Source organism: Curtobacterium sp. MCBA15_016, assembly GCF_001865105.1.
Classification (GTDB): Bacteria; Actinomycetota; Actinomycetes; order Actinomycetales; family Microbacteriaceae; genus Curtobacterium.
The window spans coordinates 22,276-35,323 of sequence record NZ_MJGR01000032.1 but is presented as its reverse complement, the minus strand read 5'-3'; the positions used below and the strand labels follow the sequence as shown (position 1 = coordinate 35,323).

General features: G+C 72.0%; 10 protein-coding genes and 1 tRNA gene. 6 read left to right on the top strand and 5 right to left on the bottom strand.

Features of this window, described 5'->3' with window-relative positions:
- Nucleotides 1-15: 15 nt before the first annotated feature.
- Genes efeU through efeB form a run of 3 tightly spaced genes read left to right on the top strand, consistent with a single transcriptional unit; the run spans nt 16 to nt 4,134 of the window.
- Nucleotides 16-1,602: an iron uptake transporter permease EfeU gene (gene efeU / locus BIV03_RS13130; protein ID WP_071296023.1), complete on the top strand. Its 1,587-nt coding sequence runs from the start codon at nt 16-18 to the stop codon at nt 1,600-1,602.
- Nucleotides 1,589-2,812: an iron uptake system protein EfeO gene (gene efeO, locus BIV03_RS13125; protein ID WP_071296022.1), complete on the top strand. Its 1,224-nt coding sequence runs from the start codon at nt 1,589-1,591 to the stop codon at nt 2,810-2,812. The genes efeU and efeO overlap by 14 nt, the downstream gene beginning before the upstream one ends.
- On the top strand, nt 2,809-4,134 hold the full coding sequence (gene efeB / locus BIV03_RS13120; protein ID WP_071296021.1) for an iron uptake transporter deferrochelatase/peroxidase subunit: 1,326 nt from the start codon (nt 2,809-2,811) through the stop codon (nt 4,132-4,134). The genes efeO and efeB overlap by 4 nt, the downstream gene beginning before the upstream one ends.
- 306 nt (nt 4,135-4,440) lie before the next feature.
- Here the strand turns inward: efeB and BIV03_RS13115 are convergent, their stop codons facing one another.
- The 3 genes from BIV03_RS13115 to BIV03_RS13105 form a co-directional block, all read right to left on the bottom strand.
- The gene (locus tag BIV03_RS13115) at nt 4,441-6,786 is read right to left on the bottom strand and encodes a bifunctional UDP-sugar hydrolase/5'-nucleotidase (RefSeq protein WP_071296020.1); all 2,346 of its coding nucleotides are present in this window, start codon (nt 6,784-6,786) and stop codon (nt 4,441-4,443) included.
- Between the two features lie 94 nt (nt 6,787-6,880).
- Entirely contained in the window at nt 6,881-7,804 is a 924-nt protein-coding gene (locus BIV03_RS13110) for a sugar phosphate isomerase/epimerase (RefSeq protein WP_071296019.1), read from the bottom strand.
- Nucleotides 7,801-8,970, bottom strand: a complete 1,170-nt coding sequence (locus tag BIV03_RS13105) for a Gfo/Idh/MocA family protein (RefSeq protein ID WP_071296018.1) — start codon at nt 8,968-8,970, stop codon at nt 7,801-7,803. The genes BIV03_RS13110 and BIV03_RS13105 overlap by 4 nt, the downstream gene beginning before the upstream one ends.
- A 64-nt stretch (nt 8,971-9,034) precedes the next feature.
- Between BIV03_RS13105 and BIV03_RS13100 the strand changes: the two genes are divergently transcribed.
- From BIV03_RS13100 to BIV03_RS13090, 3 genes are all read left to right on the top strand, one after another.
- Nucleotides 9,035-10,477, top strand: a complete 1,443-nt coding sequence (locus tag BIV03_RS13100; RefSeq protein ID WP_071296017.1) for a glucose-6-phosphate dehydrogenase — start codon at nt 9,035-9,037, stop codon at nt 10,475-10,477.
- A 27-nt stretch (nt 10,478-10,504) separates the two neighbouring features.
- On the top strand, nt 10,505-11,290 hold the full coding sequence (locus BIV03_RS13095) for a dienelactone hydrolase family protein (RefSeq protein WP_071296016.1): 786 nt from the start codon (nt 10,505-10,507) through the stop codon (nt 11,288-11,290).
- Nucleotides 11,291-11,380: 90 nt separating this feature from the next.
- Nucleotides 11,381-11,453: transfer RNA gene (locus tag BIV03_RS13090), tRNA-Arg, on the top strand.
- A gap of 103 nt (nt 11,454-11,556) precedes the next feature.
- Here the strand turns inward: BIV03_RS13090 and BIV03_RS13085 are convergent.
- Together BIV03_RS13085 and BIV03_RS13080 are read right to left on the bottom strand one after the other, a co-directional pair.
- Nucleotides 11,557-11,817 carry a hypothetical protein gene (locus tag BIV03_RS13085; RefSeq protein ID WP_139201975.1) on the bottom strand — a complete coding sequence of 87 codons (261 nt, stop codon included), beginning with the start codon at nt 11,815-11,817 and terminating at the stop codon, nt 11,557-11,559.
- A 56-nt stretch (nt 11,818-11,873) separates the two neighbouring features.
- A complete protein-coding gene (locus BIV03_RS13080) occupies nt 11,874-12,968 on the bottom strand; it encodes a hypothetical protein (protein ID WP_071296014.1) in 1,095 nt (364 codons plus the stop codon).
- Between the last annotated feature and the right edge of the window lie 80 nt (nt 12,969-13,048).

Genomic DNA, 13,048 nt, shown 5'->3' with positions numbered 1-13,048 from the left:
AGCCTCACCTTTGCCATGCTCGCCACCCTCGTCATCGGCCTCCGTGAAGGCCTCGAAGCGACGCTCATCGTCGGCATCATCGCCGCGTTCCTCCGTCGCAACCGCGTTCCCCTCGCCCCCATGTGGTTCGGCGTCGGGGTCGCCGTGGTGCTCAGCATCGCCGTGGGCTTCGGCCTGCAGGTCGTCGAACAGGCGCTCCCGCAGGCCCAGCAGGAGGGCATGGAGGCGATCATCGGCATCGTCGCCGTCGTCTTCGTGACGGGCATGATCGTCTGGATGCGCACCCACGCGCGGACGCTCACGACCGAGCTCGAGGCGAGCGCGACCGAAGCCCTCGGCCGCGGCACCGCCTGGGCACTCGCCGGCATGGCCTTCCTCGCCGTCCTCAAGGAGGGCTTCGAGACCGCGGTCTTCCTGCTCGCCACGTTCCAGGCGTCGTCGGACACCGGGCTCGCGGCGCTCGGTGCGGTCATCGGCATCGCGGGCGCCGTGGTCGTCGGGTACGGCATCTACACCGGCGGCGTCCGGCTGAACCTGTCGAAGTTCTTCACCGGCACGGGGATCTTCCTCGTGTTCGTCGCCGGCGGCCTCGTTTTGACCGTGCTCCGCCGCGCGCACGAGGCCGGCTGGATCGTGATCGGGCAGCAGCGCACGGTCGACCTCAGCTGGCTCGCGCCGAACGGCTCCGTGCAGGGCGCCCTCGTCACCGGCGTCCTCGGCATCCCGCCGGACCCCCGGGTCATCGAGGTGCTCGGCTGGGTGCTCTACGTGGTCCCCGTCCTCGCGATCTCCCTCTGGCCGCGTGCCTGGCGCCCGTCGCGCGAACGGGTCCCCGCCCTGCGACTCGGCATCGCCGGTGCCCTCGCCGTCGCCGCTGCGACCCTGGCGATCGCGGTCCCGACCGGGGGCGTCGACCTCCCGTCCACGACCGCCGTGACCGGCGGCGGCTCCGTCGCCGCGTCCGTCGACGGGACGACCGCGAGCATGCGCACCAGCGGCACGGGCCAGGAGGCGCGGTTCGCCTTCCCGGCGTCGACCCACCGGAGCGTCACCCGCGCGGGCGTGACCGCCGACCGCTGGCGGCGGACCGAGGACGGGTCGGCCGCGCAGCGGCCGTCGAGCCTGACGCTCGACGACCTCGTCGACCTGTTCGGCCGCGTCCCCGTCGGCATCTCACCGAGCACGAACCCCGGGCCGTTCTCGGCGCGCTGGGCCGTCCGCGACACCGTGAGCCTCTGGACCGTCCGGGGTGGGGTCCTGGACGCGAGCCGCGCGGAACGCACGGTGCTCACGCTGAGCGGTGGGGGCCTCCCGTCCGCTCGGACCACGACCCTGGACCGCACCGTCTGGTCCGTGCCGGACGCCCGCGTCCAGCAGGCCGCCACCGCGGTGGCGGCCGCGGACACCCGCTCCGCCGAGCTGCTGCTCTGGAAGGCCTGGCTGCCGATCGCCCTGGGCGTCGCCGCCGCTGCCCAGGCGTTGCTCGCCCTCCGCGACCGCCGTCGGCGGCCGGAGCCCACGACCACCACCCCCGAAACCGACCCGTCACGCGGCCCACCCGCGGACGACCCCACGAGGAGCCCTGAGTATGCCGTTCGGTAGGACTGCCCGCCCCCTGACCACCCTCGGCGCCCTCGGCGTCGTCACCGCCCTCGCCCTGACCGGCTGCGCGAACTCGTCCACGTCGGCGGGTGACACCGCGAGCAGCTCCGGCAAGGTCTCCCGCGTTTCGGTCACACTGACGAACGACGGCTCCGACAAGTGCGCCGTGTCGACCACGAAGGTCCCCGCTGGTCCGGTCACGTTCACGGTGAAGAACGAGTCGTCGACCGCGATCACCGAGGTCGAACTGCTGCAGGACCAGCGCATCCTCGGCGAGAAGGAGAACCTCGCGCCCGGGCTCGCCGCCGTCACGTTCACCGCCACGCTCACCGGCGGCAAGTACCAGGTGTACTGCCCCGGGGCCGACCAGGAACTCACCGACTTCACCGTCACCGGCAAGGTGACCTCGACGGCGAACAGCAGCGCCGCGACCCTCCTCGACGAGGGCACGAAGGGCTACGCCGAGTACGTCGACGGCCAGGTCACCGACATGGTCGCCGCGGTCGAGCAGCTGCAGAAGGACGTCGACGCGGGTGACCTCGCCGCCGCGAAGACCGACTACGCGAACGCCCGCCCGTTCTACGAGCACGTCGAGAGCGACGTCGACGGCTTCGTGAAGAAGGGCTTCAAGGCCACCGACAACGCCGGCAACCTCGACTACCTCATCGACATGCGCGCCTCGAACCTCGACCCGGCCGTCGGCTGGAGCGGGTTCCACGCGGTCGAGAAGGACCTGTTCGAGGCGGGGGCGATCACCGCGTCGACCAAGCAGACCGCCGCGGACCTGACCGAGAACGTGCAGCTGCTCGCGAAGCTCGTGCCGACCCTCGACTACAAGCCCGAGGACCTCGCCAACGGTGCCGCCGGCCTGCTCGAGGAGGTCCAGTCGAACAAGATCACCGGCGAGGAGGAGGCGTACAGCCACATCGACCTCGTCGACCTCGCCGCGAACGTGGAGGGCGCCCGCCAGGCCTTCGCGTACCTCAAGCCGGGCCTGACGAAGCTCGACCCGACGCTGACGAAGCAGATCGCGACGCAGTTCGACCGCACGAACACGCTCATGGACGGCTACCGCAACGCCGACGACCTCGGCGGCTTCGACACGTGGGACGCCGCGACCAAGGCCTCGGACGCGAACACGATCTCGCAGCAGGTCCAGGCGCTGCAGGACCCGCTGTCCCGCCTCGCCGAGAAGGTCGCCACCGCGTGACGACCCCGCACGACGAGCCGGCCCGCGACGGGACGGGCCCCGCGCCCCTCTCCCGCCGCGGGCTCCTCGGCGCCGGCGTGACCGCCGGTGTCGCTGCGGCCGGAGCCGGCCTCGGCGCCACCGCCGGGGTCGCCGGTGCCACGGCCGCGACCGGGGTGAACCCGTTCACCGCGGCGACGAACGGCGACGAGTCGATCGACCTCTCGCGGAGCCACCCGTTCTACGCGACCGCCGCCCGGCAGCCGCAGGGCGGGGTGCAGACCGCTCCGCAGCGCTACTGCGTGTTCATGACGTTCGACATGTCCTCGACGGTCCGGACCGACCTGCAGGTGCTCCTCGCCCGCTGGTCGGCGTCGATCGCGCAGCTGCAGGCCGGGAAGACCGTCGGCAGCGTCGAACCCGCCCACGGCGACGGCGTCGGTGCGGACACGGGGGAGGCGCTCGACCTCGGTCCCGCGTCCCTGACGGTCACCGTCGGCCTCGGCCCGGGGCTCTTCGACGAGCGCTTCGGTCTCGCGTCGAAGAAGCCGGCGCACCTCGCCGCGATCCCGACGCTGCCGAGCGACAACCTCGACCGTGCCCTCACCGGGGGAGACCTGTCGCTGCAAGCGTGCGCGGACGACCCGCAGGTGGCGTACCACGCGGTCCGCGACCTCGCCCGGATGGCCCGCGGCACCGCGACCGTGCGGTGGACGGTGCTCGGCTTCGGTCGCGCCTCGGCCGGGCCCGACCAGTCCACGCCCCGGAACCTCATGGGGTTCAAGGACGGCACCCGGAACATCACCACCGACGAGGACTACGACCGTTTCGTCTGGGTCGACGAACCGGGCTCCGGGGCCGGCTGGATGCGCGGCGGCACGTACCAGGTCGTGCGGAAGATCCGGATGAACATCGAGATCTGGGACGCGGACGTCGTCAGCGACCAGCAGCGGGTGTTCGGCCGCACGAAGATCGAGGGCGCACCGCTCTCCGGCGGCTCGGAGCACACCACACCGGACTTCCACGCGAAGGGCTCGGACGGCACGACGAAGATCGACCCGACGTCGCACATCGCGCTCGCGGCCCACGAGGCGAACGGCGGCGTGAAGATCCTGCGGCGGCCGTACAACTACACCGACGGGCTCAACCAGTACGGTCAGCTCGACGCGGGGCTGCTCTTCGCGGCGTACATGAACGACCCGGAGCACTTCACGACGCTGCAGCGGAAGCTCGGTGCCTCCGACCGGCTCAACGAGTACGTCTCGCACATCGGGAGCGGCGTGTTCGCCGTCCCGCCGGCGCCGCGCAAGGGCTCGTACATCGGCGAGCAGCTCTTCCGCTGAGGAAGTGAGATGGGTGCCCTCCGTCGTTTCCCTGGAGACGGAGAGCACCCGCGTCGCGGAGTCCCCCGGGCGGAACCACCGTCCGGGATGAGAGGCGACCCAGCGCGACGCGTCGCGATGCGACAGGGCTGAGCGTACCCCGCCGATCGCCGGTACAGCAGGGAAGTACCGTGATGGGACAAGCGTCGCGGGCCACCCGCGGACGGGCGCCGACGCTGCGGACCGGCACCGCGCCTCCTGGACCCACGAGAACGGGCCGTCCCACCTGGGTGGGACGGCCCGTTTCTCCTGCCTGGAGGCGCGGCGTCAGTCCGTCAGGTCCGTCGCCTCGCGCTCGGCGCGCTTCCGACGCGCGAGCACCAGCGCCACGAGGCCCGCGAGGAGCAGGAGGCCGGCTGCGACGGCCGGGGCCGCGATGTCGGCACCGGTGTACGCGAGCGCTCCGCCGGCGTTCGCCGGGACCGTGCCGTCGACGACCCCGTCACCGTCGGTGTCGACACCGACCGCACCGTCGTCATCGCCGCCGGCGCCCGGGGTACCCGGCGTGCCGGGGTCGGTCGGGTCCGTGGGGTCAGCGGGGTCGGTCGGGTCCACGGCCGCGGCGACGGGGATCGTCACCGCGAGCGTGATCGTCTGCCCGTTCGGCAGCGTGACCACGAGGGGCTCGTCGGTCGTGGCGGCCGGGGCCACGGCTGCCGCGAGGGTCGTCGTGCCGGCTGCCCGGCCGAGTGCGGTCGCGGGGTCAGTGGTCCCGCCGGGAACGAGGAACGACAGCGTCGCCTGACCCTGCTCGTCCGTCGTGTCGACGATCGTCGTGTCGATCGTCGCGCGGTCGAGTTCCTTCCCACCGGCGCTGACCGTGACCGTGCCGCCCTGGTCGGGTTCGTTGCTGAACGTCAGCGAGGAGAGCTCGATGGTGACCCGGTCACCGGGCTGGAAGCCGCCGTCCGGGGTCGCCGTCGTGCGGATGCCGGTGGAGCGCTGGTCGTGGGCGACCGTCACCGTGGGGTCCGCGCGGAAGTACTCGACCTGCGCCTCGAGGTCGACCTTCCCGCTGTCCTGCTTCGCCGCCGCCTGCTTGAACGCCGCGAAGTTGTCGCCGCCGCCCGCGAGGAACGAGTTGACGGTGACCTTGTAGGTCGTGTCCGCGTCGATCGCCGTTCCGTCGAGGGTCATCGTGGTGATGCGCGAGCCGGCCGGAGCACCCGGGTCGTAGGTGTACCCGAAGCCGTCCGAGGCGCCGAGCTTGAGGAACGGCCGGCTCGACCCGGAGGGCTGCCACTGCTGTTCGAGCGCCTGCCGGATCTGCGCGCCGGTCAGGTCGAGGACGACGAGCGTGTTGGCGAAGGGCTGGACGACCGCGGCCTCCTTGTAGGTGACCGTGCCCGACGCGATGTCGGCCCGGAGCCCGCCGGGGTTCATGAACGCGATCTGCGAGCCCTGGCGGGTCGTCGCGGCGCGCTGCACCTCGGCGACGAAGTTCCCCAGCGTGGACTCGCCGCCGCGGTTCTCGGAACCGTTGCGCTGCTTCGCACGGCCCAGGTCACGGTCGACCGTGCCGAGCTCGACCGCGCCGAGGACCTCGGCCTCGGCCACCGCGTCGTCGACGGTGGCCTGCACGTCGGCGTCGGGCGTGAAGGTCCCGTCGACGAGCCGGATGTTCTCCGCGACGGTCGACGTGACGGTGCCGTCCGCCGCGACGGTGAGCTGCACGTGTCCGAGGTTGAAGCCGTACGAGCCGGTCTGGATCACCGGGCGGGTGGCCGGACCGTCGCCGATCTTCGCCTGGTGCACGTACGTATGGTGGGTGTGCGCGGAGAGGATCGCCGAGACACGGGGGTCCACGTCGCGGACGGCACGGGCGAAGTCGGAGTCGCCGTCGAGGTCCGTCGCAGCAGCGGACTCGGCACCGTCGTGCACGAGCAGGACGAGGACGTCGGCCTCGCCGTTGCCCTCGACGCCGTCGGTGAGGTCCGCTGCGACCTTGTTCACCTCGGTCGTGATGTCGCCCATCTCGAGGCCCTCGATGCCGGCCGGGCTCACGAGGCCCTGTCCGACGAGGTCGACCGTGGCGCCGATGAACCCGACGCGCTTGCCGCTGATCTCCTCGATCGCGTACGGGTCGAACGCGGGCTTGCCCGTCGCGGTGTCGAGGATGTTCGCCGAGACGTAGTCCCACCGCGCGTTCCGGTCGCCCTGGGGTCCGATGACGCGGTCGCGCAGGTCGTCCTGGCCCTTGTCGAGCTCGTGGTTCCCGATGGCACTGACGGAGAGGTCCATCTGGTTCAGGACGTCGATCGTCGGCTGGTCGTCCTGGATGAAGGACTCGAACGTCGATCCGCCGATGTTGTCGCCGGAGCTGACGAACGCGGACGTCGTCGGGTCCGGCCCGCGGAGCTGCTCGAGCGCACCCGCCAGGGTCGCGGCACCGGCGGCGTCGCCGTCGCGCGGGGTCGGCTTGCCGTCGGTCTGCGAGATCGACTGTGCGATGCGGCCGTGGAAGTCGTTGACGTCGTAGAGGTCGATCGTGGTGTCCCCGTCGGCGGCGATGGCAGCGGACGGGACGGACAGGGCGACGAGCACGCCGGCGGTGGCGAGTGCTGCGCCGCCGACGAGGCGCCGTCGTCGGCGCGGGGAGGTGTGAGCGTTCATCGCCCAAGAACCTATGAAGTCGTACAGCCGACGCGCCAGGGTGTGCCGCAACACGTCACGTGTTGTTCACACACGCAACACGGGCATGCACGCCTCACTCGACGGCGATGAGGGGCCGCAGCGTGCGGTGGGCGATCCGGAGCCCTTCGAGGACCTTCTCGTCGGTCCCGCCCCACAGCGGGTCCTCGTGCTCGACGCTCAGGGTGCCGTCGAAGCCGGCCTCGTACAGCCGGTCGACCACGTGCGGCCAGTCCACGACCCCGCGGCCGGGGACCCGGAAGCGCCACCAGCCCATGTCCCACGGGTCGTCGCCCTTGTCGACCTTGCCGAAGAACCCGTACTCGTCGCGCTTGCGCGGGAAGAGCTCGACGTCCTTCGCCTGCGCGTGGACGATGTGCTCGGCGAACGGCAGGATCGTCTCGAGCGGGTCGATGCCGATCCAGGTGAGGTGCGAGGGGTCCCAGTTCAGGCCGAAGCCGAGCCCGGTGACCCAGTCCCAGAGCTCGGGGGAGTACGCGAGGTTGCCCGGGTACCCGTCCGGGTGCCAGCCCTCCATCACGCAGTTCTCGATGATCAACCGCACACCGCGTTCGCCGGCGTGGTCGACGAGCTCCGGCAGCACCTGGTCACCCAGGCGCATGTTATCGCGCACCGACTTGCTGTTGTCGCGGCCGATGAACGTGCCGACGTACGGCACCCCGAGCACCTGGGCGGCGTCGATCGCGTGGAACAGGTGCTCCTTGATCTCGGCCCGGCGGTCGAGGTCCTGGTGCAGGTTGTTCTCGTAGTAGGCGAAGGCCGAGATCTCGAGCCCGGTGCGGTCCAGCAGCTCCCGCGTGGCCTGGGCGTCGTCGTCCGTGAAGGTGGCCACGGGCAGGTGCGCCGCCTCGAAGTCACGCCCGCCGGTGCCGGGCCAGACGCCGACCTCGAGGCGCTCGTACCCCTGCTGCTGGGCGAACGCGACGATGCGGTCGAGCGACCACCCGGGCAGGCAGGCCGTCAGCATCCCGAGCTTCACCGGATCTCCCCCCACGTGCCGTCGGCTGCGCTCCCGACGACGGCGTCGATGATGTGCGCCGACCGGGCGCCGTCCGCGAACGTCGGCAGACCCTCGGGCCACCCGTCCGGGTCGGGTCCGCTCCGGACCGCTTCGTAGGTGTCGGCGACGAACGCGGCGAACGCGTCGAGGTAGCCCTGCGGGTGCCCCGACGGCACCACGGCCAGACGCCGCTGGTCCGGCACGCCGAGCGACGGGTCGCGGACGACGATCTGCGCGCCGCGTTCGTTCCCGAACCACGCCGACTCGGGCTGCTCCTGGTCGAACGCGGCGGACCCACGGGTGCCGTCGACCTCGAACCAGAGCCGGTTCTTCCGCCCGGATGCCACCTGCGAGATGACCACGTTGCCGATGCGACCGGTGCCGGTCCGGAAGGTCGCGACCGCGGTGTCCTCGGTGGTGACCTCGGCGCGCTGCGAGGCGTCGGCCACCGGGTCCGGGTCGGGGGAGCCGGAGAACGACGGGCCGGACGCCGCCGGACGCGTCGGGTAGACGATGTCGGTCGCGGCCGAGACCGAGGCGAAGCGCTCGCCCGTGACGAACTCGACCAGGTCGCACCAGTGCGAGCCGATGTCGGCGAACGCCCGCGAGAGGCCCCCAGAGCCCGCGTCGACCCGCCACGACGAGGCGTCCTCGTCGAGCATCCAGTCCTGCAGGTAGTGGCCGTGGACGGCGAGCACGCGCCCCAGGTCGCCGTCGGCGATGCGTCCGCGGATCTCCCGGACGATCGGGTGGTACCGGTACACGAACGGCACGGTGGCCACGACGCCGGCCAGCCGTGCGGCCTCGACCAGCTCGTCGGCCTCGGTGGCGTCGATGGCGAGCGGCTTCTCGCACACGACGTTGATCCCGGCACGGATGACCGCGAGGGCCTGCGGGTGGTGCTGGTCGTTCGGCGTGCAGACGTGCACGACGTCGGGAGCGTCCGCGATCACCTCGTCGAGCGAGGCGTACCCGCGGGAGAGGTCGAGCTGGGCGGCGACCTGCTCGGAACGGGACGGACTCCGGCCGAGCACCCCGAGGACCTCGGCCCCGGCCGCACGGGCGGCCCGCGCGTGCACGCCGGCGATCATGCCGGTCCCGACCACGGCGACGCGCAGGCGTCGCCCTCCGTACCCACTGCTCATGGTGCTCCCTCGCGCCGGACTGGCCCCCACCGTACCGACGTCTCCCGGCCACACGCCGGAACGCATGAGTACGTTCTGGGGCATGTCGAGCCTCCAGACCTCCCTGCTCATCCTCGGTGCCAGCGGCGACCTGTCCAAGCGGCTCCTGCTGCCGGGCCTGGCCACCCTCCTCGAGGTGAAGGACGACTGGGACGTCCAGCTCGTCGGAGCCGGCGTGGAGGACATCTCGGACGCCGACTGGAAGGCGCAGGTCCGCGAGTCCTTCGAGAACGCGCAGGCGTCGAAGAACGAGGAGGACGAGGGGGCTGCCGACGGCGGTGAGCGCCTCAGCGAGCGGCTCCTCGGTGTCATCGACGCCTCGACCTACCGCAAGGCCGACGTCACCGACGCCGACGACCTCCGGACCCTGCTCGGCGACTGCCGGTACGACCCCGCGATCTACTTCGCCCTGCCGCCCGCCGTCACCGAGAAGAGCTGCGAGGTGCTCAAGGACCTGGACCTGCCGTCCGGGACGCGCCTGGCGCTCGAGAAGCCGTTCGGCACCGACGCCGAGAGTGCCGAGCACCTCAACGACGTGCTGCACTCGTTCCTCCCCGAGGAGCGCATCCACCGGGTCGACCACTTCCTCGGCCGGTCCACCGTGCTGAACCTGCTCGGCCTCCGCTTCGCGAACCGCATCATCGAGCCGCTGCTGTCGTCCGCGCACGTCGCCCGCGTCGACATCGTCTACGACGAGACGCTCGGACTCGAGGGGCGCGCGCGCTACTACGACAAGGCGGGCGCGCTCGTCGACATGATCCAGAGCCACCTGCTCCAGGTGATGGCCGTGGTCGCGATGGAGGCACCGGCGTCGATCGACGCGGACGACCTGCGCACCCAGAAGGAGCTCGTGCTCCGCGCCGTCCGGCCGTGGGGTGGCGACGTCGTCGCGGCGGGCAAGCGCGCCCGGTACACCGCGGGCACGATCGGCGACCGGTCGCTGCCGTCGTACGCCGACGAGGAGGGCGTGGACCCGTCCCTCGGGACCGAGACGCTCGCGCAGCTCACCCTCGAGATCGCGAACTGGCGCTGGGCCGGGGTGCCCTTCACGCTGCGGTCCGGCAAGGCCCTCGCCGAGCAGCGCCGCGAGATCGTGATCACCTTCAAGGACTCGCCGCACGTGCCGGTCGGCCTGCACGGCGCGGAACTGCCCGACCGGCTCCGGATCTGGATCGCACCGGACGAGATGCAGCTCGAGCTCAACGTCAACGGCGCCGGCGACCCGTACACGATCGACCACACGAGCCTCGACGTGACGTTCAACCCCGGACGCCTCAGTGCCTACGGCGAGGTGCTCGCCGGGGTGCTCGAGGGCGACGCCACCCTGTCCGTCCGCGGGGACAGCGCCGTGCAGGGCTGGAAGGTCGTCGAGCCGTTCCTGCAGGCCTGGCGCAGCGGGAAGGCCCCGCTCGACGAGTACCCGGCAGGCTCCGAGGGACCCGGTTCCTGGGACAACATCGACTGCTGACGGACCGCGCGGCGTAGGTTCCGACGCGTGACCACGATCGACGACGTCCTGCAGACCGTTCCCGAACCCGCCGGAGCCGACGTGCGCGTCGATCCCGTCCGCTACGACCACGAGGGCACCCCGCTGCTCGGCGTGCTGGCGAAGGACGCGGCGATCGCCGGTCGTCGCCCGGCCGTGCTCGTCGTCCACGACTGGCACGGCGTCAACGAGCACGTCGAGGCGCGCGTCACGATGCTCGCCCGCCTCGGGTACGTGGCCTTCGGCGCCGATGTCTACGGCGAGGGCGTCCGGCCGGGCGACGACACCGCCGCCCAGGTCGCCGGGTCGTTCTACCAGGACCTCCCGCTCATGCGGGCCCGCGTCCGCGCCGGCCTCGACCGCCTGCTCGAGGACCCCGACGTCGACCCCGCCCGGGTCGTCGTGATGGGCTACTGCTTCGGTGGATCCGCCGCGCTCGAACTCGCGCGCACCGGGGCCGACCTCGTCGGCGCGGTCTCGTTCCACGGCGGGCTGCTCACGCACGACCCCTCCGACGCGGCCGATGTCCGGGCGAGGCTCCTCGTCCTGACCGGTGCCGCGGACCCGGTCGTGCCGGACGAGAAGGTCCACGCGTGGCAGGACGAGATGCGGGCGGCGCCGACCGTCGACTGGCAGGTCGTGACCTACGCGGGCGCGATGCACGCCTTCGCGGTCCCCGGCACCGACGCACCGGACCACGGCGCCCAGTACCAGGCACGTGCCGACCGTCGGTCGTGGCGGGCGCTCGAGGTGTTCCTCGCCGAGGTCTTCGACGAGGAGCTCGCCGCGCTCTGAGGGCCGACACGCCGAGGGCGGGCTCGGGGCGGCCTCGATTGGCGTTCGGGGCCGGAGCTGTTGTAGAGTCTTCCACGGCCGCAAGGCCACGCGCTCGTAGCTCAATGGATAGAGCATCTGACTACGGATCAGAAGGTTGGGGGTTCGAGTCCCTTCGAGCGCACTGCACCACCGAACCGATCGAAGGCCCCGTCGCACCGCGACGGGGCCTTCGTCGTTTCTGGACCGACCGACCGACCGACCGAGCGGCCCGGGGCGGAGCCGCGTCAGCGCAGGCGCGCCGCCTGCTGCCGGTCCTTCTCGTGCTCCCGCACCACCGCGCTCACCGCGAGCCACAGGAGCAGCGACACGAACCACCAGAAGCTCACCACGGCAGCAGCGCCGGCGAGCGACGCCGCGAGCGGCACGAGCTCGACCGAGTCCGGTCCCTTGCCGACGATGACGATCGCCGAGACCCAGAGCCCGATCGCCGCCAGCAGGGAGATGATCCACACGACCAAGAGACCGTCGCGCCACCCGTTGTTCACGGGACCACCGTACCGGAGCGTCTGCACAGGAACGCCGCGGCCACCGAGCAGCCCGGTCAGGACAGGTTGATCGCCACGATCAGGGCGACGAACCCGAGCGTCACCGTCCCGACGATGAGCACCGTCCCGGCACCCCAGGTCGTCCGGAGCCGGCGTCCGGGCTTCGCGACCTCCCGCACCCGCACGACCGGGCCGTCATCGGCGGAGACAGCTGCCTCGGAGCGCTCGTCCCGCCACCGCGCCCAGCGCTCGACCCGGTCGTCGAGGGCGTCGACCGCCGCCGCGAGGGCCTCCCACCGCTCGGGCCGGTCCGTGATCAGGTCGCGGGCGCTGATCAGGTACATCCAGTCGTCCACGATCTCGACGTCGAGCCCCCGCACGTGGTCGACGAGCCGCGCCATCACGTCCGGCGTGAACAGGTACAGCGCGTCGCGTTCGTACCCGGCGGGGCAGTACAGACGGAAGTACCGGTCGAAGTCGCCCTCCAACGACAGCACCTGCGAGCCACGAACGACCGACGAGGTGTGCAGCGGGCGTCGAGGGCCCTCCTCGGAGCGCAGCAGGATGTTCGGCAACGCCACGGGCAGACGCATCGCGCAGTACCCGCCGAACGCCGGCGAGGTGTTCGTCATGGTCGACCGGACGAGCTCGTGGTTCGCGAACTCCAGGCCTCGGGGCCCGGGGGTCCGGAGCACCCGGTAGCAGTTCAGCGCGCCGCGTCGACGGAGCGGGGCGTCACGACGGGTCCCGGTCGGGCCCGGGCTGTACGTCATGCCGTTGGCTGCCGCGAACCGGGCGAGGCGGTGGTGGACCCGCTTCCGCGGGCGCCGGCGCCGCACCCGGATCCACGCCCAGGTGCAGAGGACCCCGGCCAGGCCGAGGAAGGCGCCGATCACGCTCTGCACGAGCACGGCGGTCGCCACGTCCTCGCCGCCCTCGGCGACGGTGGCGGTGATGACGAGGGTGAACGCGAGCAGGCCGATCGGCAGGCAGAGTGCTCCGGCGCCGAGGACGATCCGTCGGACGAGTCCGACCAGGTCGCGCGCCTCGGGGTGTTCGGCGACGAGGGCCTTCCAGGTCCGTCGCGCGTCGCGGCGTCGGACCGGCTCGGTGAGGGCGGTGGTGTCGATCGGTGTGCGCAGTGCCTGCACGGTTCCCCCCGGTTCGTGACCTCACGACCCTACCGGGTGGGCAGACGGACGGGAGGCGCGGTGCCAGCTGGCACCGCGCC